At 69.5% G+C, this 22,907-nt stretch carries 18 protein-coding genes; 8 read left to right on the top strand and 10 right to left on the bottom strand.

The genetic code is table 11. The features are described from left to right. Window positions 1-83: 83 nt before the first annotated feature. Genes ABD357_RS41820 through ABD357_RS41810 form a run of 3 tightly spaced genes read left to right on the top strand, consistent with a single transcriptional unit; the run spans window position 84 to window position 4,185 of the window. A complete protein-coding gene (locus tag ABD357_RS41820) occupies window positions 84-2,297 on the top strand; it encodes an MMPL family transporter (protein ID WP_344396807.1) in 2,214 nt (737 codons plus the stop codon). 5 nt (window positions 2,298-2,302) lie between these two features. Continuing rightward, a complete protein-coding gene (locus ABD357_RS41815; RefSeq protein ID WP_344396805.1) occupies window positions 2,303-3,544 on the top strand; it encodes a sensor histidine kinase in 1,242 nt (413 codons plus the stop codon). Then, window positions 3,541-4,185, top strand: a complete 645-nt coding sequence (locus tag ABD357_RS41810) for a response regulator (protein ID WP_344396803.1) — start codon at window positions 3,541-3,543, stop codon at window positions 4,183-4,185. The genes ABD357_RS41815 and ABD357_RS41810 overlap by 4 nt, the downstream gene beginning before the upstream one ends. 72 nt (window positions 4,186-4,257) lie before the next feature. On the opposite strand, the gene ABD357_RS41805 is transcribed toward ABD357_RS41810, so the two are convergent. Beyond that, on the bottom strand, window positions 4,258-4,920 hold the full coding sequence (locus ABD357_RS41805; protein ID WP_344396802.1) for a mycothiol-dependent nitroreductase Rv2466c family protein: 663 nt from the start codon (window positions 4,918-4,920) through the stop codon (window positions 4,258-4,260). Between the two features lie 160 nt (window positions 4,921-5,080). Here ABD357_RS41805 and pepN point away from each other — a divergent pair, with 160 nt between their 5' ends. After that, window positions 5,081-7,654 (top strand): aminopeptidase N, encoded by a 2,574-nt coding sequence (gene pepN / locus ABD357_RS41800; protein WP_344396801.1) that lies wholly within the window; start codon window positions 5,081-5,083, stop codon window positions 7,652-7,654. A gap of 393 nt (window positions 7,655-8,047) precedes the next feature. Continuing rightward, entirely contained in the window at window positions 8,048-9,124 is a 1,077-nt protein-coding gene (locus ABD357_RS41795) for a hypothetical protein (RefSeq protein ID WP_344396800.1), read from the top strand. 54 nt (window positions 9,125-9,178) lie between these two features. Here ABD357_RS41795 and ABD357_RS41790 read toward each other — a convergent pair whose 3' ends face one another. Next, window positions 9,179-9,928, bottom strand: a complete 750-nt coding sequence (locus tag ABD357_RS41790; RefSeq protein ID WP_344396799.1) for an SDR family NAD(P)-dependent oxidoreductase — start codon at window positions 9,926-9,928, stop codon at window positions 9,179-9,181. Window positions 9,929-10,121: 193 nt separating this feature from the next. On the opposite strand from ABD357_RS41790, the gene ABD357_RS41785 reads away from it, so the two are divergent. Continuing rightward, window positions 10,122-11,555, top strand: coding sequence for an ATP-binding protein (locus tag ABD357_RS41785; RefSeq protein ID WP_344396798.1), 1,434 nt, complete (start codon window positions 10,122-10,124; stop codon window positions 11,553-11,555). Window positions 11,556-11,722: 167 nt separating this feature from the next. Here ABD357_RS41785 and ABD357_RS41780 read toward each other — a convergent pair whose 3' ends face one another. The 7 genes from ABD357_RS41780 to ABD357_RS41750 all read right to left on the bottom strand — a co-directional run bounded on the left by ABD357_RS41780 (window position 11,723) and on the right by ABD357_RS41750 (window position 17,647). Continuing rightward, window positions 11,723-12,265 carry an MOSC domain-containing protein gene (locus tag ABD357_RS41780; RefSeq protein WP_344396797.1) on the bottom strand — a complete coding sequence of 181 codons (543 nt, stop codon included), beginning with the start codon at window positions 12,263-12,265 and terminating at the stop codon, window positions 11,723-11,725. A gap of 63 nt (window positions 12,266-12,328) precedes the next feature. Then, complete coding sequence (locus ABD357_RS41775) at window positions 12,329-12,481, bottom strand: hypothetical protein (protein ID WP_344396796.1); 153 nt, start codon at window positions 12,479-12,481, stop codon at window positions 12,329-12,331. Between the two features lie 24 nt (window positions 12,482-12,505). Further along, window positions 12,506-13,684: a serine hydrolase domain-containing protein gene (locus ABD357_RS41770; RefSeq protein WP_425585227.1), complete on the bottom strand. Its 1,179-nt coding sequence runs from the start codon at window positions 13,682-13,684 to the stop codon at window positions 12,506-12,508. Between the two features lie 109 nt (window positions 13,685-13,793). Then, window positions 13,794-15,554 (bottom strand): TIGR03767 family metallophosphoesterase, encoded by a 1,761-nt coding sequence (locus ABD357_RS41765; RefSeq protein ID WP_344396795.1) that lies wholly within the window; start codon window positions 15,552-15,554, stop codon window positions 13,794-13,796. A gap of 232 nt (window positions 15,555-15,786) precedes the next feature. Then, window positions 15,787-16,254: an NUDIX hydrolase gene (locus tag ABD357_RS41760; RefSeq protein WP_344396794.1), complete on the bottom strand. Its 468-nt coding sequence runs from the start codon at window positions 16,252-16,254 to the stop codon at window positions 15,787-15,789. A 9-nt stretch (window positions 16,255-16,263) separates the two neighbouring features. Beyond that, window positions 16,264-17,178 carry a pyridoxamine 5'-phosphate oxidase family protein gene (locus ABD357_RS41755; RefSeq protein WP_344396792.1) on the bottom strand — a complete coding sequence of 305 codons (915 nt, stop codon included), beginning with the start codon at window positions 17,176-17,178 and terminating at the stop codon, window positions 16,264-16,266. Between the two features lie 13 nt (window positions 17,179-17,191). Continuing rightward, complete coding sequence (locus ABD357_RS41750; protein ID WP_344396791.1) at window positions 17,192-17,647, bottom strand: VOC family protein; 456 nt, start codon at window positions 17,645-17,647, stop codon at window positions 17,192-17,194. A 130-nt stretch (window positions 17,648-17,777) separates the two neighbouring features. On the opposite strand from ABD357_RS41750, the gene ABD357_RS41745 reads away from it, so the two are divergent. After that, on the top strand, window positions 17,778-18,329 hold the full coding sequence (locus ABD357_RS41745; protein WP_344396790.1) for a CGNR zinc finger domain-containing protein: 552 nt from the start codon (window positions 17,778-17,780) through the stop codon (window positions 18,327-18,329). Between the two features lie 351 nt (window positions 18,330-18,680). Continuing rightward, on the top strand, window positions 18,681-22,004 hold the full coding sequence (locus ABD357_RS41740) for a S8 family serine peptidase (protein ID WP_425585226.1): 3,324 nt from the start codon (window positions 18,681-18,683) through the stop codon (window positions 22,002-22,004). A gap of 72 nt (window positions 22,005-22,076) precedes the next feature. Here the strand turns inward: ABD357_RS41740 and ABD357_RS41735 are convergent, their stop codons facing one another. Next, the gene (locus ABD357_RS41735) at window positions 22,077-22,907 is read right to left on the bottom strand and encodes a hypothetical protein (protein ID WP_344396788.1); all 831 of its coding nucleotides are present in this window, start codon (window positions 22,905-22,907) and stop codon (window positions 22,077-22,079) included.

The following is a 22,907-nucleotide window of genomic DNA, read 5'->3' as shown; positions in this document are numbered from 1 at the left end:
TCTCGCGTCCACCGATCAGTGGACGGCAAGTTCCACCAAGCACCTCTGTCCGCCAACTGCCCTGCTCAGCAACGCTTTTGGGCATGAACTCATTCACTGTGCGCATGGCTCGCTGGAGTGCCCTGCACCCATGGCGGGCGATCATCGGATGGCTGGTGTTCGTGGTGTTGTGCCTGGGCATCGGCGGTGCTGTCGGCCTCAACAGTGCGAAGACCGCGGACTACCGGGTCGGCGAGGCCGGACGGGCCGAGGCCATGGCCTCCGAGGGGCAGTTGGAGCGCAGGTCCACCGAGCAGGTGCTGATCTCCGCCCGGTCCGGCGCCGGTCTCGACCGGGGCGCCGCCGAAACCTCCGCGAAGGCCGCCGCGGCTGATCTCACCGCCCGGATGGAGCGGCTGCCCGAGGTCGAGAGCGTGGCCGATCCGCTGCTGTCCGAGGACGGCCGGATCCTCATGGTCGAAGTGGCCGTGAAGGGCGAGGAGCGGGATGCGAAGGCCAAGGTCGACGCGCTGGTCGCGCAGACCGAGGCCGTACAGAAGGCGAACCCCGGACTGCTCCTGGAGGAGACCGGAAGTCCCTCCATCAGCAAGGGAGTCGACAAGCAGCGCGGCGACGATCTGGCGCTCTCCGAGGCGATCACCCTGCCGGTCACATTGATCACGCTGCTGATCGTGTTCGGTTCGGTGACGATGGCCGGGGTGCCGCTGCTGCTCGCGCTGTCGTCGATCGCAGCGGCCGTCGGGCTGTCGATGGTGGTCTCGCACCTCTCCCCCGACACCGGCGTCGGGACCAACATCATCCTGATGATCGGCCTCGCGGTCGGCGTCGACTACACGCTCTTCCATCTCAAGCGGGAGCGGGAGGAACGGGCCCGCACCGGCGGACGGCTGAGTTCCGAGGCGCTGGTGGAGCTGGCCGCGGCGACCTCGGGCCGGGCGGTCGTGGTGTCCGGGCTGGCGGTCGTGGTGTCCACGGCGACGCTGTTCCTGGCCTCCGACGTGATCTTCTCCTCGCTGGCCACCGGCACCATCGTGGTCGTCCTGGTGGCGGTGCTCAGCTCCCTGACCGTACTGCCCGCGCTGCTGGTCAAACTCGGCAAGCGGGCCGAGCGCAGGGCGCTCCGCCGTGCCGAGCGGGGCAGGCCCGCGCCACGGCGGATGCGGGGCGAGGGCGGCGGCCGGGTGTGGTCCGCGCTGCTGCGGCCCGCGACCAGGCATCCGGTGGCCACGCTGTGCGTCTCGGTGCTCGCCATGCTGGCGCTCGCCGCTCCACTGGGTGGGCTGAAGATCACGGAGATGAGCCGGGACACCCACTCACGTGAGATCCCCGCCATGCAGGTGTACGACCGGCTCAACGAGGCCTTCCCCGAGCAGCGGGTGACCCACGACGTCGTCGTACGCGCCGATGCCGCACGCTCAGGCGAGGTCACCGCAGCCCTGGAGGAGCTGGCTCGACTCGCCGAAGCGGACCCGCTGTTCACCGGCGAGTCCCGGCTGCGGACCTCTGACGACCGGCGGATCAGCGTGCTGGAGCTGAACGTTCCGCACCTCGGCAACTCGGACGAGGCGTACGACTCCCTCGACCATCTGCGGGACGAGTACGTGCCAGGGACGGTCGGCCGGATCCCGGGCGCCGACTCCGGTGTGAGCGGCGACGTCGCCCGTTACGCCGACTATCCCGCGCACCAGAACAGCAAACTGCCCCTGGTCCTCGGCGCGTTGCTCCTGGTGACCTTCGCGATGACCCTGTACGCGTTCCGTTCGGTGGTGCTCGGCCTGATCGGTGTCGTACTGAACCTGCTGTCCGCGGCGGCGGCGCTCGGGCTGCTCGTCCTCGTCTTCCAGGGCAGTTGGGCCGAGGGGCTGCTGAACTTCGAGTCCACCGGATCGATCGGCTCGCGGGTGCCGCTGTTCCTGTTCGTGATCCTCTTCGGGCTGTCCATGGACTACCAGGTGTTCGTGGTGAGCCGGATCAGGGAGGCCGTGCTCGGCGGCGTGCCGACACGGCAGGCGGTCCTGGACGGGATCCGCAGCTCGGCGGGGGTCGTGACCAGTGCGGCGGTGGTCATGATGACGGTCTTCGTGAGCTTCGTCTTCCTGCACATCATCGAGATGAAGCAGATCGGCTTCGTCCTCGCGGCCGCCGTGCTGCTCGACGCCGTCGTCATCCGGGTGCTGATCCTGCCGGCGGCGATGCTGCTGCTCGGTGAGGCGAGCTGGTGGCCCTCGCGCCGAGTGCGGCGGCCCGTCCTCGAACGCCGAGAGACCGCCAGGATGCCGGTGGCGGACGTACGTTGATCCGTATGACCACTTCCGTCGGGCAGGCCACCGACCCCTTCTGGGCCGCCACGATCCGTCGCTGGAACGCGGTGTGCTGGGTGCTGTTCGCCGCGATGGCGGTCGGGCTCGCCGCGATGGACCGGCCCGGCGGGAGCAAGTACTGGGCGCTCGGGATTCTCGGGTTCCTGATGCTCTGCTATGCGGTGGTCGACCTGTTCCCGGACAACCCGGTGCTGCGCCCGCACGCGTATCTGCTGGTGCTCGTCACGGTGCTCGGGGTGTTCGCGTACATGCGCAATTCCTTCGGGTCGCTGTTCATGGTGACGCTGCCGCACTTCTGGATGTTCAGCCGTACGCCGCGGGCCTCGCTCCTCTTTCTGGGGCTGGCCACCGGGTCGACGCTGACCGGGAGCTGGCTTCGGCTCGGCAACTCGCCGAAGTTCTTCGGGGAGACGCTGGTCCCGGTCGTGATCGTGGTGGCCGTCGGGATGCTGATCGGCCTGTGGGTGCACGCGGTCGTCGCCCAAAGTCATGAACGGGCACGGCTGATCGTCGAGTTGGAGCAGGCACAGGCCGAGCTGTCCGAGGCGCACCAGCGTCAGGGGGCGGCCGACGAGAGGGAACGGATGGCACGCGACATCCATGACACACTCGCGCAGGGCTTCGCCTCGATCATCGCGCTCGCGGAGGCGGCGCGGGCAGGCCTCGACAGCGATCCGGCGCGCAGCGCACAGCAGTTGCGGTCGATCGAGTCGACGGCACGTGAAAACCTGGCTGAGGCACGGGAGTTGGTGAGTTCGGCCCAGCAGCAGGGGCAGCCGGCCGCGGGTTCGGTGACGGTGACACTGCGCCGGATCCTGGACCGTTTCGCGGAGGACACCGGGCTTGTGGTCGACGCGGACCTCGAGTACATCGAGTGCGACCAGCCGACCAGGATCGCGCTGCTGCGCTGCACGCAGGAGTCGCTCGCCAATGTGCGCAAGCACGCGCGGGCGTCCACGGTCGGGGTCGTACTGGCCCGGCAGCCGTACGGGGTGGAGCTGGAGATCACGGACGACGGGGCCGGGTTCGTCGTGGGGGAATCGGCGGGGTTCGGACTCGACGGGATGCGCAAACGGCTCGCGGAGCTGGGCGGGGAGCTCGGGGTGACGAGTTCGGTGGGGGACGGTACGCGCGTACTGGCGACGATCCCGATGGACGGAGACGCCGGCGAGGTCGGTGAGTCCGAGCCCGGTACGGCTCAGACCGGTGAGGAGTTGACATGACCGGCGGTGGAAAACTGCGGATCATCGTGGTGGACGATCACACGGTGATGCGGGCGGGTGTGGTGGCCCTGCTGGCCGCCGAGCCCAGCATCGAGATCGTCGGCGAGGCGGGTGACGGCCGGGCGGCGCTCGAACTCGTCGCCGCGTACGAGCCCGATGTGGCCCTGATGGATCTGCGGATGCCCGTACTGGACGGGGTCGCGACGACCACGGAGATCGTGGCCGCACACCCGCACACCCGGGTCCTGATCCTCACCACCTATGACACCGACGCGGAGATCGAGCGCGGGGTAGAGGCGGGCGCCATCGGCTACCTCCTGAAGGACGCCACCCGCGAGCAGCTGGTCGACGCCATCCACGCGGCGTCGCGCGGCGAAACGGTCCTCGCTCCCCGGGTCGCGGAGAAACTGGTCGCCCGTATGCGCCGCCCCGCCCATCCTCCGCTCACCGCCCGTGAGAGAGACGTCCTCAACGCCGTCGCCGACGGCCTCACCAACGCCGAGATCGGCTCCCGGCTGGTCATAGCCGAGGCCACGGTCAAAACCCATCTCCTGCGCCTCTTCGCCAAGCTGAACGTGAACGACCGGACCCGGGCGGTGGTGGTGGCGATGGAGCGGGGGTTGTTGCGGCGGCCCTCGTAACACCGGACACAGGCGACTTCCCGCGAGGACGTGACTCGCGGGGGTCGCCTCGCCCGGGTGAGACCTCAGGCCTCAGAGGTTGCTGAAGTCCGGGCCCTTTGTGCGCGTGCGCTTGATCTCGTAGAAGCCGGGGACCGAGGCCACCGCGAGGGCGCCGTCCCAGAGGCGGGCGGCCTCTTCGCCCTTGGGGGCGGGGGTGACGACCGGGCCGAAGAACGCGATCTGCTCACCGTCGGAGCCGGGGACGGCGATGACGGGGGTGCCGACCTCCTGGCCGACCTTGTCGATGCCCTCCTTGTGGGAGGCGCGCAGCTCGGCGTCGAACTCGAAGTCCTCCTGGTCGGCGTAGTCGATGAGGTCGGCGGGCAGGCCGACGTCGGCGAGGGCGCCGGCTATCGCCTCGATGGTCGGTCCCTCATCGTTGTTGTGGATGCGGGTACCGAGCGCGGTGTAGAGCGGGCCGAGGACGTCCGCGCCGTGCTTCTGCCAGGCCGCGGTCACCACGCGCACCGGCTTCCACGCCTTGGTGGCCAGCATCTCCCGGTACTCCTCGGGCAGCTGGTCGATCTTGTCCTCGTTCAGCACCGCGAGGCTCATGATGTGCCAGCTGACCTCGATGTCGCGGACCTTCTCCACCTCGAGGACCCAGCGCGAGGTCATCCACGCCCAGGGACACAGGGGGTCGAACCAGAAGTCGACGGGGGTCTTGGCGGAGCTCGTTGCGGCCTCGGACATGGTTCTCCTCTAAAACGGGGTCAGCACATGCGACAGACGGGGCTGTCTTTGAATGCGCAACCACCCCCTTCCCCACCCTATTCCCTGCTGCTCGCCACGGGACCGCATGGCAGGATCGGCCCTGTCCAGATGCTGAACAGCACCCGAGGGAGTACCGCCCGTGCCCGGTGAGAATCTGTCCCGCGACGAGGCCCGGGAGCGGGCCGCACTGCTGTCCGTCGACGGCTACGACGTGTCCCTCGACCTGCGCTCGGCGGTCGGTGACGGGGCCGGGGACGGTGTGCGGACGTTCCGTTCCGTGACCACGATCCGTTTCCGCTGCGCCGAGCCGGGCACCACGAGCTTCGCGGACCTGATCGCGCCGAGCGTCACCGCCGTCTCCCTCAACGGCAAGGATCTCGACCCGGGCGCCGTCTTCGACGGCTCCCGCATCCTCCTGGAGGACCTCGGCGACGACAACGAACTCGTGGTCGACGCCCAGTGCGCCTACAGCCGCACCGGCGAAGGCCTGCACCGCTTCGTCGACCCCGAGGACGGCGAGGTCTACCTCTACACCCAGTACGAACCGGCCGACTCCCGCCGCGTCTTCGCGAACTTCGAGCAGCCCGACCTCAAGGCCCCCTTCCGCTTCGAGGTCCGGGCCCCCGAGGGCTGGGTCGCATGGAGCAACGGCGTGGGTGAACTGCACGACGGGGTATGGCAGTTCGCCGAGACGCGGCCCATCTCGACGTACATCACGGCGATCGTCGCGGGCCCGTACCACTATGTGACGGACAGCTACTCCCGCACCTTCGACGACGGTACGACGCTGGAGATCCCCCTCGGCGCGCTGTGCCGCAAGGGCCTCGCCAGGCACTTCGACGCCGACGACGTGTTCCTGGTGACCAAGCAGGGTCTTGACTTCTTCCACGACCACTTCGACTATCCGTACCCGTTCGGGAAGTACGACCAGGCGTTCGTGCCGGAGTACAACCTGGGCGCGATGGAGAACCCGGGCTGTGTGACGTTCCGGGAGGAGTTCATCTTCCGCGGCAAGGTGACACAGGCGTCGTACGAGCGGCGGGCGAACGTCATCCTGCACGAGATGGCGCACATGTGGTTCGGCGACCTCGTGACCATGGAGTGGTGGGACGACCTGTGGCTCAAGGAGTCGTTCGCGGACTTCATGGGGACGTTCTCGGCGGCCGAGGCGACCCGGTTCGCGGGCGCCTGGACCACCTTCGCCAACAACCGGAAGGCATGGGCGTACCGCGCCGATCAACTGCCTTCCACGCACCCGATCACGGCCGACATCAGTGACCTGGAGGACGCGAAGCTGAACTTCGACGGGATCACGTACGCCAAGGGGGCGTCGGTTCTCAAGCAGTTGGTGGCGTATGTGGGGCGGGACGCCTTCCTGGAGGGCGCGCGGCGCTACTTCAAGCGGAACGCGTACGGGAACACGCGGCTCGGGGATCTGTTGTCGGTCCTGGAGGAGACGAGCGGGCGTGACATGGCCGCCTGGTCGCGGGCCTGGCTGCAGACCGCCGGGGTCAACTCCCTCACGTCGCAGGTGCTGTTGGGCTCCGAGGGGCGGATCGACGAGCTCGCGATCCTCCAGGAGGCCGCCGAGTCGCACCCTGAACTGCGCCCGCACCGGGTGGCGGTGGGCCTGTACCGGCGGTCTTCCGAGGGTGCGCTGGAGCGGTACGCGCGGGCGGAGGTGGACGTCGACGGGCCACGTACGGTCGTGGCGGAGCTGGCCGGTGCCGAGGCTCCCGAGCTGGTGCTGGTGAACGACGACGACCTGACGTACTGCAAGATCCGTTTCGACGAGGGCTCGCTGGCGACGCTGCGGGAGCGGCTCGGCGAGATCAGCGACCCGCTGGCCCGCGCACTGTGCTGGTCCGCGCTGTGGAACCTGACACGGGACGCTCTGATGCCGGCCCGGGACTTCATCGACCTCGTCCTGCGCTTCGCGGGCCGCGAGTCCGACATCGGTGTGCTCCAGATGCTGCACGCGTGGGCGAACTCCGCGCTCACGCACTACGCGGCGCCCGATTGGCGGGAGGTGGGCGGGCAGTTGCTCGCGGAGGGTGCACTGCGGGAGCTGCGGCAGGCCGAGCCGGGCAGCCAGCATCAGCTGACGTGGGCGCGGTTCTTCGCGGCGGTCGCGTCGGGTGAGGCCGAACTGGGGCTGTTGCGGGATCTGTTGGAGGGGACGGCCAAGATCGACGGGCTGGAGGTGGACCAGGAGCTGCGCTGGGCGTTCCTGGAACCGCTCGCCTCGCACGGCGTCGCCGACGAGGCCGTACTCTCCGCGGAGCTCGCCCGAGATGACACGGCCTCCGGGAAGAGGCACCAGGTTCGGTGCCTTGCCGCACGGCCGTCCGCGGCGGTCAAGGCGCAGGCCTGGGCGGCGGTTGTCGAGTCGGACGCGTTGTCCAATGCGCTGGTGGAGTCAACGATCGCGGGGTTCGCGCAGCCGTCGCAGCGGGAGCTTGGGGCTCCTTATGTCGCCAAGTACTTCTCGGTGATCGAGCGCGTCTGGGAGGAGCGGTCCATCCAGATCGCCATGGACGTGGTCAAGGGCCTGTTCCCGTCCCTTCAGGACTCACAGGCGACGCTGTCCGCGACGGATGCGTGGCTCTCCGAGCATGAAGGGGCGGCTCCTGCGCTGCGGCGGCTTGTGCTGGAGGCTCGGGATGACTTGGCGCGGGCGTTGCGGGCACAGGCGTGTGACTCCGTCGGTTAGGCGGGGACGCGTTAGGGGCGGGTGCGTTGGTGCCATATGGCGGCTGCGGGTTCGTTGTGGCTGGTCGCGCCCGCGCGGCGGAGCCGCAAATTGATACAGCCCGCGCCCCTGATGGGGCGCGCCTGACTGGGCCAGCGTGAATCAGGCGCCCCAGGGACCGGGCCCGTATGAAGCGGGCGCAGCTTGAAGCGGGCGCGGGGCGACTCTGGCGGCGTCAACACACGTTGCCGGGCATAACAGTTACGGAATGCTGGTAATCGGGGCCGTAACCCCCATACGGACCAGGGGGTTTCGGCTGTCGTGCGCCTGCACTTCAGGGCTGGGCTGTCCGGGTTTTTCGACGGGAACGTAACAGCGGTTAGGGGGGCGGGCGGGTGCGGGAGATTCGGGGGCATGAACCACAACACCCCTCTCTCCCCCCGCCCCCTGAGCCACCTGTCCGACGCCCGGCGGCGCGTGCTGACCAACGCGCAGCTGCGGGCGCACGGCGTGACCAATGCCGAGATCAACGAGCAGTGCCGGCCGGGCGGAGCCTGGCAGCAGTTCCTGCCCGGTGTCTGCCTGTTGCACCCCGGCCCGCCCACCGGTGAGGAACGGCTGCACGCGGTCCTGATGTACGCGGCCCGCTCATCGCTGCGCGAACCGGGGCTGAAGGCACAGGGCATCCCGGCTCAGCCGGCCGCGACCGGGCCCGGCGCACAGGAACCGCCCGCACTCCAGCGTTATCCCGACGCGATGATCACCGGTCTCGCGGCCCTCGCCCTGTACGGCTTCCCGTCCGCACCCTCGCTTCTGTCGCTGGACCGGATCGACGTCCTCGTACCGCGCATGCGCCGGCTCCGCTCGACGGGCTGTGCGCGTATCGTCCGGGCCCCCGCGCTGCCGAAGCCCGAGGAGGTCACCGGTCTCCCGGTGGCTCCCGTTCCGCGCGCGCTGTCCGACGCCGTCGCCGAGCTCTCGGAGGCGGGCACCGTACGCCGTCTGCTGACCGAGGCGGTCCGCGGCGGCCACTGCGAACCGGCCGCCGTCGTACGGGAGTTGACGCAGGCCCGGCTGCTGAACCGGCCGCACGTCGTGGACGCCGTCGACACCCTGCTCGCCGAGGGCCGGGCCATCGCCGAGGACAACCTGTACCGCATGGTCCGCGAACACGGCCTGCCCGACCCCGTCTGGAACGTGGATCTGTGCCTGCCCGGCGGCCCTCACCTCGGCGGCCTCGACGCGTACTGGCCCGAACAGGCCGTGGCCCTCGAACTGGACACCAGGGCGCCCCGCCAGGACGACGACGCGCTGTGGTCGGAGTACGCCCGCAAACGCGACCACCTGGAACGGCTCGGTATCACCGTCGTCCACGTCACCCCGCGGAAACTGCGCGACGCCATGGAGCAGCAGGCAGCCGTCGTACGCACCGCGCTCATGGCGGCGTGCGACCGCGATCCGGCGGCTTACGTGGTGGTGCTGCCCCGGTGATCTGTGGGGGCCGCCGGACAACTGGTGGCCCCCACATCACTGATGGCCCCTCGCTCAGTCCACGATGGCCCCGCAGGAGATGTTCACGTCCGTCGCGGTCAGTGTGCGCGCCCGGTCGGAAGCGACGAAGGCGGCCACGTCGCCCACGTCCGCGAGGGTCGCGACGCGGCCGAGCTGGGTCTCCTTGACGAGGCTGTCGGTGATCGCCTCCTTGCCCGGGAACCCGTCGGGGATGCTCTCCGCCACGCCGCCCGACTTCAGGGTGACCACACGGATACCGTGCGGGCCCATTTCGATGGCCCACTGACGACGCAACCCCTCGAGCGCGTCCAGAGCGACCTTGAAGCCGCCGAGGCCGGGCAGCGTCTGCGTCCCGCCGCCGCCGAAGGCGAGGATGACTCCCGAGCCGCGGGCGGTCATGTGCCGGGCCGCCGCCCGGGTCGTCAGGAACTGCGAGCGCATCGCGTTCGTGATGGGCTGCAGAAAGTCCGCCACCGAGATCTCCATCAGCGGCTGCTGAACGTCCCCGATGCCGATGGCATTGAACGAGACGTCGATCCGCCCGGCCCGCGCGGCCACGCCGTCGACGAAGTCGTCCACCGCCGCCTCGTCCAGGGCATCGACCACAGCCGTCTCCGCCGTACCGCCGGCACCGCGAATATCTCCGGCGACCGCCTCGAGCGACGCCGCCGTACGCCCGGCGAGAAAAACCCGCGCCCCCTCGCGAGCAAAGGCCCGGGCCGCCGCCCCGCCGATGGACCCGCCGGCTCCGTACACCACGGCGACCTTCTCCTCCAGCAACATGATCGAACTCCATTCCTGCCCTGATCGACTACCGACTGTCCGATACCAACTGTCCGACCGAAGCCGACGGCTCCGGCCCACACCCGGCACGTCGGAGCCGCTCGCCGGATTTCGACAGACCCAGACAAAGTAAGATTCAATCTACGTAATATCGAATCTGAGTTTATTGAGCCGACCAGAGAGTGAGCCTCTGATGGAGTTCAAGGGCAGGACAGCCGATCTTGATCTGCTGGCTCAGCAGCTGGGCCTGGTGGTCGACGGTACGGGGGCCACCCGCGGACGGTCCATGATCATGATGGGCCGACGTCGCGTGGGGAAGTCCCGCCTGGTGCAGGAGTTCTGTGACCGGTCCGGGGTTCCTTACGTGGTCTTCCAGGCGACCCGGGGCCGTAATCCGGTGGCTGAGCGGGCCGACTTCACCGCGGCGCTCGCGCATTCCGCCCTGCCCGGCGCGGAACTGGTGGCCGGGCTGCAAGCCGCCGACTGGAACCAGGCGCTGCGCTCCATGGCCCTCGCGGTGCCGGACGACGCTCCGAGTATCGCCGTGATCGACGAGGTGCCCTGGCTGGTGGAGCAGGACGGCGAGTTCGAGGGGGCGCTGCAGACGGTGTGGGACCGCCATCTGTCCGCCAAGCCGGTGCTGCTCGTCCTCGTTGGCAGCGACATGTCGGTGATGGAGGCCCTGCAGTCGCATGGCCGTCCGTTCTTCGGCAGGGCGACGAAGATGACCGTACGGCCGCTGCACCTGGCCGATGTGCAGGCGGCGACCGGGCTCGACGCGGCGGAGGCGATGGACGCCCTGCTGATCACCGGCGGCTTCCCGGAGATCGTCCAGTCGTGGCGGCCGGGGACGCCCCGTACGGAGTTCCTGCGCGAGGCCGTGAGCAACCCTCTCTCGCCCCTGCTGGTCGCGGGCGAGCTGTCACTGCTCGGAGAGTTCCCCGAGGCGTCCCACTCACGTGCGGTACTCGAAGCCGTCGGCAGCGGTGAGCGGACCTTCTCCACCATCGCCGCACAGGCCGGCGGCGCGGGCGCGCTGCCCTCCGGCACCCTTGCCCCGCTGCTGAACACGCTGCTGGCCAAGCGGGTCCTGGCGGTGGACCTGCCGCTGTCCACAAAACCGGACAGCAAGAACAAGCGCTACCGCGTCGCCGATCCGTATCTGCGCTTCTGGCTGGCCTTCCTGCGACGCGGAATTCCGCTCATCGAACGCGGCCGGGGTGATCTGGCCCTGGAGCGCATCGAGCGGTCGTGGACGACCTGGCGGGGACGCGCCATCGAACCGGTGGTCCGCGAGTCGCTGCTGCGCCTGCTGCCGGACGACTTCTGGCCCGAGACCGAGGCGGTCGGCGGCTGGTGGAACCGGCAGAACAACCCCGAGATCGACCTGATCGGCGCGGACCGCGAACCCGTGGCGGGCGCCGTGCACTTCATCGGGTCGGTCAAGTGGCTGGAGTCCCAGCCCTTCGGGCGCCGCGAGTACGACGCCCTGGTCCGCGATGCACTCGCCGTGCCCGGTGCCGACCCGGACACACCCCTCGTCGCGGTCTCCCGCTCCGGTGTCACGGACGGCCTGCCGCTCGCGGCGCACTGGGGGCCGCAGGACTTGGTCGACGCCTGGCGGTAGGCGTTCCTTGTGTGAGGTGTACGGCACAGCCCACAGCCCCTCGATGCCCTACGCAACGCGGCTTTCATCACCGGTCGGCGGCGAGGAAAAGGGCCGTCACCCGGCTGTCCCGCCGGGTGACGGCCCTCCGGCGCACCACTGGCCGGGCGGGCCGATGGTGAGCGACATCAGACCCGCTCCAGGGGCCGGTACGGTCCACTGGGAAGTTCCGCTGCGATGGTGTCGCCCGGGCGCACCACGCCACCCTCCTTCACGATGCTCATGATTCCGGACTTGCGCACGACGTTCCCGGCTTCGTCACGGCCGACGACCTGCTTCAGCAGCCCGTCCTGGAAGTTGTCGATCTGCAGGCAGGGATTGCGCAGGCCGGTCACTTCCAGCACCGCGTCATCGCCGATACGCAGCAGCGTGCCGACCGGCAGGCCGAGCAGATCAATGCCGCGGGTGGTGATGTTCTCGCCGAGGTCACCGGGCACCACCTCGAATCCCTCCGCACCGACCTCGACGAAGAGCTCTTCATGGATGAGATGAACCTGGCGCAGGTTCGGCTGGGTGGGGTCCTGTGCGACCCGCGAGCGGTGCTTGACCGTCACGCCGGCATGTACGTCACCCTCCACACCGAGCCCGGCGAGCAGCGTGATGCTGTCCCGGTTCGGCTTGGTGAACGAGTACTCGCCGTTGCTGCTGACCGCCGTCACTATCCCGCTCATCCTCGGATCCCCCCTCAGCGACCTGATCAGCCACGACCCTAGCCCTTACGTCGTGTCCGGCGATCATTGAGCCAAACCGGCCGGCAGCCACCGCCGTACGGGGACTTCGAGCAGTACGCGGTCCCCGCCCGGTGTGTGCGGGGCGGAGACATCGCATCCGTACTTCGCCGTGAAGGCATCCGTGATCTTCTCCGGGAACAGGCCACGGTGCAGCACCGCCTACGTACGTACGCGGACGCCCTACTCGCCGCAGAACTCCGCCTCGATCACCGCCCCGCTGTCCCCCGCCCAGTCCCCGTTGAAGTTGAACGAGAACGAGTGGCGGCCGTCCGCCGTCGTGGCGGCCTCCGAGAGGGAGCCGTGGATGCCTCCGCCGTGGCCCCAGACCGTGATTCCGCAGCTCAGCTTGGTTGCCGACAGGCCGAGGCCGTACGCGAGGTTGGGGGAACCGTCGATCTTGACCGTCTTCTTCATTTCTGCGAGCTGGGCCTTGGGGACCAACTTGCCGCGCAGGAGGGCGGAGTAGAAGCGGTTCAGGTCGCCCGAGTCGGAGATCATGTCGCCCGAGCCGCCGGCGAGCGTGGCGTTCAGCTCCGTGACGTCGTACGTCGGGCCGGTCGCGGTCTCGGCCAGCTTCCCGTACGCCCGGCTGCTGGGCTGCGGCACCTTCGGATCCGTACCGGGGACGGACGTGGCGTGCAGGCCGAGCGGCTTGATGATGCGGTGGCGGATCTCGTTCCCGTACGAGTTGCCCGTGGCGCTCTCGATGACCATCGCGGCCAGGGTGTAGTTGGTGTTCGAGTAGTTCCAGGACGTGCCGGGAGCGAAGTCCGGCTTGTGGGACATCGCGATCTCCACGAGCTGCCCGAGGGTCGCCGTGTCGTAACGGTGCTTGAGGAAGCCGTCCTTGAGGAAGTACTTGCGGCCGAACGCCTCGTCCGCCGTGTAGTTGAAGATGCCGCTGGTGTGGTTGAGGAGCCGGCGGAGGGTGATCTTGCTGCCGTCGTGGCCGTTGCCGCGGACGACGCCGGGCAGCCACTTGTCGACCTTGTCGTCGAGCGAGACCCTGCCCTCCGCCTCCAGCTGGAGCAGCACCGTCGACACGAAGGTCTTGGTGATGCTGCCGACGCGGTAGCGGTCGTGGGCGGAGCGCGGCTGTTTCGTCTTGAGGTTGCCGACGCCCGAAGTGCCCTTCCAGACCCCGTGCTTGTCCTTCACCTGCCCGGCAACACCGGGGACGCCGTCCTTCACGGCGGCGTCCATCGCTTCCTGGGTCGCGCGGTGGGCTCTGGTGGTCGGGGAGGAGTCGGCCACCACGGGTTCCACCGCGGGAGCTGCCATCGCGGATGAGGTGAGCGACGCCGCGGTGAGCGCGACAGTGCCCGCCAGTGCGATACGCAGGGTGCGTGATGCGGTCATGTGTCGGTACGTCCCTTCCGTCGGAGGGTGATCGACGGAAGGGACACCGTAGCTGGGCAAGATGGTTGAACTGCCCTTGGGGGTTGGGCGCTTTTGAGCCTCGTGGGAACTACCCCTTGTTCAGGACGAGTTCCGTGTTCCGGTCCCCCGGCTCGCCCGTGAGGGTCGAGCGGGAGCCCGGGGCGTTGAAGGACAGTTCGCGGTAGAGGGCCGCGAGGCCTGTCTGGGTGAGGTCGGCGAAGTCCGTGCGGTGCGGGGCCGCGGATTCGATGAGGGTGGTGAATAGGGAGATCGTGCCGTCGTGGTTGTCGACGACCTCGATGACGCGGGCCAGTTGGGGGAAGTCGATGTGGGAGGCCGTGGAGATCTCCCAGAAGGAGCGGTTGCCCGGGGCGGGGTGCGGGGTGATGTTGTTCTTGTGGCTGTGGCCGTTCACCCAGGCCAGGGTGGAGCGGTAGCTGCCGAGGAGGGCGAGGACCTCGTCGCCGCCGTGGCGGCGCTCGCCGGGATGGTTCGGGTCCTCGCGGAGGTTGCGCATCGTCTTGCTGGTGTGGTGGCTGAAGACGATGACGTGTTCCTTGTTCTGCTCGGCCGTCTTCAGCGTCTGCTCCAGCCAACGCAGTTGGGCCGTGCCGAGTGAGCCTTCGTAGTGGCCGCCGGGGTCGGTGCTGTCGAGGCTGACACCGAGCAGGTCGTCCGCGATACGGAAGGTGTAGTACTGGGTCTTCGCGGCGAGGTTCGCCTGCGAGTAGCCGTGCCCGATGGGGCCGGGACCCGTGTACGCCGGGTCGAGGTGCGCCTGCAGGTACTCGGCGGCCGTGAAGGGCGCGCGCCCCTCGTCCGGGGTGACCGAACGCATCTTCCGCGCCTGCGACTTGAGCATGTCCTTGAGGAGCGTGCCCTTGGGGTCGCCACCCTTCCTGAGGTTCTTCCAGATGGTGGCGCCCACCGTCTCGTCGAGCGTCATCAGCTTCTTGCCGCCGACGGCCAGCTCGGCGAAGAAGGGGTCGCCGGGCGCGAAGCAGCCGCCGGGCAGGGAATCGTGGTTGCCCACCGTGGAGTACCAGGGCAGGTTGAGCCCGGGGCTCTGCAGTTCGCGTACGGCGGCGGCGAGGAAGCCGTCGATCTTCGGGAAGCCGAGCTGCTTGTCGCCGTCGCGGACGTCCGCGTCGGGCTGCCAGTACAGCTTGCTGCCGCTGTTCTGAACGCCCTCGTAGGACTTCGGGTCACCGGAGTTGGGGGTGATACGGCCGCCGCTCATCACCTTCAGGAACCAGTCCAGCTCCGTCTTGGCGTTGTTGTCGGTGTTGTCGCCGGTGGTCATCACGAAGTGCAGCGGGGAGCCTGTGACGGGGGCTCCGCGCAGCGCGTTGACCCGCTCGACGAGCGAGACCGCGCCGGCCACCGACAGCGACTCCTGCGGACGCCAGGCGTTGGCGGCCTGGGCGCGCAGATACTCGTACCGCAGCGGGTGCTGCACGTCGACCACGTGCAGGTCGGTGAACTGCACGAACGCGGCGAGCGCGGTGCGGCGTTCGCCGCGGCCCGCCTTGGGCGCGGCCAGGTCGCCGCGGACGACGCGCTGCCAGGCGGGGCCGTCGCCGAGCCGCCGGAAGCCGGCGGAGCCCCGCGGCGCCGCGACCGAGCCGAGTGTGGTGCCGCGGGTGTACGGCATGAGTGGCGCGGCGGGTGCCTGGCGGGATGACAAGGCGATGGCCGCCTGCCCCTCGTCGGCGGCGGGGACGGTGCTCCCGCCGCTGTCCGGGCGGAGTGCGAAGCCGATACCCGCGGAGAGTGACACCGCCCCGGTGGCGGCCAGGAAGGCGCGGCGGTCACGAACGGATGTGGCGACAGAGCGTATGCGCGACATGGCGCGGTCTCCCCGAGTGCGAACGCGTCAGCAGTGGTCGCGGGCGGTTCACTGACGCGAACTGCCCGCTCACACTGGATCGTTGGCACTGGGAGTGACCTGCACGTTAACTGAGCGGCAACGGGCAACGCCGATCACCGTACGTGGATCTTGGTCACTCTCCGCGTCCACCGACCCCTCGTCGAACGGAGGGGAGGCGGTCACTCCATGTTCACTTTGCTGGGTAGAGAACCTATTTCTCGGGGACCGGCAGCCCAGCCGTACGCCCGGTCGCCGGCCGTTCCCGCCAGAGCGCGAGCCCCACGTCGACGAGTCCGACCCGCTCCAGATCGTGGACTTCGTCGAGCGGATGCCAGGCCGCCATGTCGGTGGAGCCGCCGGTCTCGTGGCGGAGTTCGCCGCCGGTGACGCGGGCCTCGTAGACGATCCGCAGGCCCTGGAAGTCGGCCGTCGTGCCGAGCCGGCGCGGGTACTCGCGCCGGATGGAGTCGACCCCGAGCAGCGCGACGGGCTCGACCGCGTACCCGGTCTCCTCCTCGACCTCCCGGATCACGGTGTCGTACGGATCCTCTCCGTGATCCATCCCGCCGCCGGGCAGCGTCCACCGCTTGCTCCCGTCCCGCGCCACCCAGCGCGCGAGCAGCATCCGCCCGTCCCGCACGCATACGGCGTAGGCCGCCACCCTCAACTCCTTGTGCATGCACCGACGTTACGGCAGCGGCGGGTTGGCGGGTGAGTACTCGGGCGCCGACCAGCGCAGTGGGCTCGCTCCGGGCGTCTGGACGGCTTCGGTGACGGTGAAGCGGACCGTGCGCTCCCCGTCCGGGGCGAACTCGATGCGTGCCGCGCCGGTGAGCTGGAGCGTCGTGCCGGTGGTCCAGTCGAGGAAGAGCAGTCCCGCGCGCGGGTCGGCCGTGAGGTTGCCGAGAGTGAGGAACATCGAGTTGCCGGAGTAGTCCGGCCAGCTCAGTTCGTACGGCGAGTCGACCCGTACGAAGCCGGGGTTGCCGCCGCGATGGCTGGCGTCGGCACCTTCGCCATGGACGGTGGCGAGGAAGAAGGTGTCGGCTGCTTCGATGAACGCCTGCTGTTCGTCAGTGAGTTGCACACTCCTCCGGACGGCAGCCGAGGCCGGGCGCTCCACCTCCTCGTAACGCTCCCTCTTCTGCAGGTACTTGGGGCAGTTGGAGAACACCTGGTCGGCCTCGACCGCGAACCCGCGCGGCGTGGGGCGCGTCCGTCCGTTGAGGCGCATACGGCGACGGGTGCGCGGGTCGAGCGCGATGGTGCCGACCGGGGCGCCGTCCGGGGCGCCGGTCGCGAGCGTGTCCGCGAGGGGGTCGCCCTCACGGAGAGCTCCCGCGACCGAGATCTGCCGGGGTCCCGTGGCCCTGACGAACCCGGGGGTTCCCGTGAGCAGCGAGGCCCAGACGCGGCCCGCCCCGTCCGCCGCGCCGAGCACCAGCATCGGCTGGAGCTCCAGGAAGGCGGCGGCCACCGGTCTGATGCCCTGGCCGATGGACCGGCCGACGTGATCGGCGGACTCGCGCACGCCCAGGCGGTCCTGCACGGCGCGCGAGCCGGAGTGGTAGGGGTCGTACACAGGCAGGTCGTACGCAGCCACGGGACCCACTCCTCTAGAAGAAACCGCAGGTCGGAGTGGCCCCAGAGGGCGCCGGAGCCTCCTCGGCGCCGCTCGGCGCGTAGATTTCCAGGCGGGTGCCGTCCGGGTCGTGGAAGAAGATGCCGCCCGAGGCCGCGCCCTCGCCGTGGGCGACGACACCGTCGTACGCGAAGTCGACACCGTACGCGCGCAGCGCCGACTCGTACTCCCGGACCTGCTCGACCGTGTCGGCCTCCACGGCGAGGTGGTGGAGACCGGCGCGTTCCGCGTCGTAGCCGTCGTGGGCCTGCTCCCACAGCGTCAGCGTCGGGCGGCCGCCCTCCCCGAAGAACACGAAACGGCGTCCCTCCTCCTTGCCCTCGGCAAGTACGCCGAAGCCGAGGACATCCCGGTAGAAGGCCAGCGAGCGGTCGAGGTCCGTGACATTGAGGCCTATGTGGCCGGTGCGCAGCGTGCTGGTTGCCGACATGGCACACCCCTTCGTGGACGGCTGCCCGCCTCTTGCGAGCTAACCCTTGCAATGGAGATTAACGGTTAGGTGCGTGCGATGCAACCGGTCAAGTACTCTTTGCCGGTTAGCCAGGAAAGGGAGCCCCGAGATGTCCGCCGCCCTCGATCCGCGTCCGCTCACCGGCGAGCCGCTCTCCCTCGACCTGCTCAACACGCGCTGGATGCACGAGGGCGCCGTGCAGGACCTGCTCGTGGACACCGACGGGCTGGGCGTGTGGCTGGCCGCGAACGGGCTCGACCGCTTCGCCGCCGATGAGGCGACGCTGCGCCATGCACTGGCGGCCCGGGACGCCCTGCGGGCGGTCGTCGACGGCCCGCTGGAGGCGGACAGTGCCGGGCCGGTCGACGCCGTCCTCGCACACGGCCGGATCCGGGCGACGCTCACCGCCGAAGGACCGGGCGAGCGTGCGGAATTCGGGGACGAGTCCTGGGGGCCCGCGTGGCTCGCGGCGCGCGACTACCTGGAGTTGCTGAGCACAGCTCCCGATCGCATCCGTGCCTGCGCACACGAGGCGTGCATCCTGCACTTCTTCGACACCTCGCGGAACGGCACGCGACGCTGGTGCTCGATGGCGGTTTGCGGCAACCGGGCGAAGGCGTCCCGCCATTACGCGCGGACGACGCGCTCCGCGGAGCGCTGAGCGCTCCGCGGGAGGGGCAGTTTGGCAGCTGCAGGCCGTCAGTGGCTGGTCGCTCTCCCACTCTCGGCTTCGCTCGAGCGGGGGGACTCTCATCGCGGCGGAGCCCCTGATGTCACAGCCCCGTGCCCCTGACGGGGCGCGCCTGACTGTGCGCGCGCAGATGTGTGCAGCAAAATCGAATGCGGGCACATCCGCTTATGACGCTCTATCAACTCCATGGCGCATGGCGGGATTACGCCAGCTTTCCCTCGCGTACCTGTCAACTCTCCCCAAACAGGCATCTCTTGAGTAAAGCTGAGCGGTCATCCGGGTTCACATACCGGACTCATGCTCGTCCTTTACCTAACAGGGATGCTGATGACCCCCACTCCCGAGCCTCAGCGTGCTCCGATCAGAGGCGCGAGACACGTGGCCAGAATCGCCGTGGCCGCAGGCCTGGTGGCCGCACTCTCCGCGGCAGGGCCGATACCCATGGCCTTCTCCGCGGACGACCCCGCCGCCCGTGCGGCAACCGACCCGGCCGTCAAGTCCGCCGACGACAAGCTCGGTTCGGCCGATGCCGACCTGCTTGCCGAGGCCAAGGCCGACGGTGCGAAGAACGTCACGATGATGATCGCGACCGCGCCCGGCGAGACCGAGAAGGTCGCCGACCAGCTGGACGCGGTCAAGGGCGGCTCCGTCGGCCGCACCTACGACAAGCTCGGCTACGTCCGCGCCACCGTGCCCACGGCAAGGGCCGAGGCCGCCGTCGACGCCGCCGCGAAGCTCTCCTCCGTGCACGGCATCGACCTGCGGCACGAGATCGCCCTCGACGACCCGACACCGGGCGGCGACCGGGCCGAGGGCGCCGAGGCCACGGCGAAGAGGTACCCGGCCCCGGACAAGAACACCCCGGCGGAGAACCCGTACAACCCGTCCTTCGAGACGGGCGCCGTCGACTTCGTGAAGAAGAACCCGAAGGCGGACGGCCGCGGCGTCACCATCGGTGTGCTCGACACCGGTGTCGACCTCGGCCACCCGGCGCTGCAGAAGACCACCACCGGCGAGCGCAAGATCGTCGACTGGGTGACCGCGACCGACCCGCTCGTGGACGGCGACGCGACCTGGCGCGCGATGGTCACCGCGGTCTCGGGCCCGGTCTTCACCTGGGACGGCGAGACCTGGCAGGCCCCGGCGGGCGAGTACAAGGTCGGCCGTTTCCGCGAGTCCGCCACCACCGGCGGCGACGCGAACGGCGACGTCAACCGCGACGGCGACAAGACGGACAGCTGGGGCGTGCTGTACGACGCCGCGTCCGGCACCGCGCGCGTGGACGTGAACGACAACAACGACTTCTCCGACGACGCCGCCATGAAGCCGTACAAGGACGGTTTCCAGATCGGCTACTTCGGCACGGACGACCCGGCGACCCCCGTCGCCGAGCGCCAGCCGTTCGTCGTGGAGATCCGCAAGGACGTCCCGATGGACCCGCTGGGCGGCGACTGGGTCGGCAAGAAGTCCGACTTCGTCAACATCGGCATCATCGAGTCCGAGCACGGCACGCACGTCGCGGGCATCACCGCCGCCAACAAGCTGTTCGGCGGCAAGATGAACGGCGCGGCGCCCGGCGCCAAGATCGTCTCCTCGCGTGCCTGCATCTTCGGTGCCGGCTGCACCAACGTCGCGCTCACCGAGGGCATGATCGACCTCGTGACGAAGCGCGGCGTCGACATCGTCAACATGTCGATCGGCGGCCTGCCCGCCCTGAACGACGGCAACAACGCGCGCGCCGAGCTCTACACGCGCCTGATCGACGAGTACGGCGTCCAGCTGGTGATCTCCGCGGGCAACTCCGGCCCCGGCGCCAACACCATCGGCGACCCCGGCCTCGCCGACAAGGTGATCTCGGTCGGTGCGGCCATCTCCAAGGAGACCTGGGCGTCCAACTACGGCTCGGCCGTGGAGAAGAAGTACGCCATGTTCCCCTTCTCCTCCCGCGGCCCGCGTGAGGACGGCGGCTTCACCCCGACCCTGGTCGCGCCCGGCGCCGCGGTCAACACCGCGCAGACCTGGCTGCCCGGCGTCATAACCCCCGAGGCGGGCTACACGCTGCCGCCCGGCTACCAGATGCTCAACGGCACCTCGATGGCCTCCCCGCAGGCGGCCGGCGCCTCGGCGCTGCTGCTGTCCGCCGCGAAGCAGAAGGGCGTCGACCTGACGCCCGCGAAGCTGCGCACCGCGCTGACGTCGACCGCCGACCACATCAGCGGTGTCCAGGCGTACGCCGAGGGCGTGGGCCGGATCAACATCGTCGACGCGTGGAAGTCCATCAAGAAGGGCGCCACGGCGCACGAGTACACGGTCAAGGCCCCGGTCGACACCGCCATCGACGAGGCGCTCGAGACCCCGGGCTTCGGCACCGGCCTCTACGACCGTGAGGGCGGGCTCAAGGCCGGCCAGAAGAAGACGTACGACATCACGATCACCCGTACGTCCGGCCCGGACCGCGCGCTGCGGCACGAGCTGCACCTGGAGAACAACAGCGGCAAGACGTTCCGCATCGAGAGCTCCGACGAGGTGTCGCTGCCGCTGAACAAGCCGGTGACCGTGAAGGTCTCCGCGAAGCCGTCCTCGGACGGGATCAGGAGCGCGATCCTCGAGGTCGACGACCCGCGCACCGAGGGCATCGACCACCAGGTCATGTCGACGGTCGTGGTCTCGGCCCCGCTGAAGTACTCCTACTCCGCGTCGGGCTCGGTGCAGCGCAACAGCAACGACTCGTACTTCGTGACCGTCCCCGAGGGCGCGAAGACCCTCGAGGTCCGGATGAGCGGGCTGAAGGACAAGAGCCAGACCCGGTTCCTCTCCATCCACCCGTACGGCGTCGGGCTCGAATCGTCGTCCTCGCTGGACTGCTACCACAACTTCACGAGCCCGGACAGCAAGCCCTGCCGCCCCGACCTGCGCTCGTACGCGGATCCGCAGCCGGGCGTCTGGGAGATCGAGGTCGAGTCGCGCCGTACGTCGCCGCTGCTCGACAACCCGTACAAGCTGGACTTCGCCGTCCTGGGCGCGACCTTCGACCCGGAGCTCGTGACCATCCCCGAGGCCAAGGTCGGCACCCCGGCCGATGTCTCCTGGAAGGTGACGAACACGCTGGAGCCGGTCGAGGGCAAGCTCGCGGGCGGCCCGCTCGGCTCCGCGAAGAGCGAGCGGGCGACCATCGCCGAGGGCGCCACACAGACCAGCACGGTCGAGGTGCCCGCGGGTGCCGAGTCGCTGGACGTGACCATCGGCAAGCCGTCGGTCGCGAACGCCGACCTCGACCTGTACGTGTACGACGCGGAAGGCAACGAGGTGGGCAACTCGGCCGACGGCGACTCGGAGGAGTCGGTCTCCCTCGCCAAGCCCGCCGCCGGCACGTACACCGTGAAGGTCCTGGGCTACGCGGTCCCGGGCGGCTCCACGGAGTACGACTACCGTGACGTGTTCTTCTCGGCCGCACTCGGCGCGATCGAGGCCGACGACACGCAGGTGTCGCTCGGCACGGGCGACTCGGCGACGTTCTCCGGCTCGATCGTCGCGGCTGACGTGGCGCCCGAGGGCCGCGAGTTCTTCGGCCAGGTGCAGCTCGTGAACGCACGCGGTACGGCCGCGGGTACGGGCAGCGTGCTGATCGAGAAGGTCACGCCGTAGTACTCCGGTTGTGTACGACTGTGGGCGGGCGTCCGGTGTGTACCGGGCGCCCGCCCCTTTTGTTGCCCTCAGTCACTCCTCGGGCGGCGGGCACTTCAGCCCGTGTGCCCCAGGCAGCGCGTCGACGAGCCCATCGCGGTCTTCGGCGGCCTCGGGGCCGACCTTCCAGTCCTGCGGCTCCTGCGTGTGGATCGGCACCCGCACCAGGGCGTCGACGCCGACCTTCAGGTCCGCCCGCGCGCTGCCGTACAGGTTGACGGCGATGGTCGGGTGTTCGGCCACCGTCCGCTCGGGCCGGAGGTAGCGCTTCACCTCCAGTACGACTCGTACGTCTCCGTCGTCCCGAGGCGTGACGTTCTGTACGGTCCCTTCGACGAGGACCTTCGAGCAGGCGATGTACATCTCGGGTGAGAACGGTTTCTCGCCCGAGTCCGCGGCCGTGTCGTCGCCGCCGCCTTCGGCCCGGCCGGCGGCGGAATCGGCGGAGCTCGCGCCGGCGTCACCCCCGCCACCATTTTGGACGCCGAGCCATACCAGCCCGCCGAGCAGCGTGGTGCCCATGGCGACCACGAGGGCGCCCAGGGCGAGACCGGCGTAGCGCCGGGGCTGCCACGATCGCGCGGCGGGCTTGGGCGGTTTCGCCTTCACCTCGGCCGGACCTGGTGCCTTCACCCCGGCCGGACCGGGTGACACCGGGGCCGCCTGGGACCGCTCGCTCTCCGCGGCCAGCGCCTCCCCCATGAACAGCAACTGCTCCCGCAGCGCCGCCACGTCCGCCAGCGCCGCCCGGTGCTCCGCCATGAACTCCGGGTCGTCCAGGGCCTCTTGGGGCAGCGGTTCATCGGTGATCGCGGCCAGCAGCGCGTCGGTTCGCGCATCGCCTTCGCCCTCGTACTCGGCCAC

It is taken from the genome of Streptomyces vastus, assembly GCF_039532825.1.
In the GTDB taxonomy this organism is placed as follows: domain Bacteria; phylum Actinomycetota; class Actinomycetes; order Streptomycetales; family Streptomycetaceae; genus Streptomyces; species Streptomyces vastus.
The sequence above is the reverse complement of the archived record's forward strand: the minus strand, read 5'-3'. Positions and strand labels throughout refer to the sequence as shown.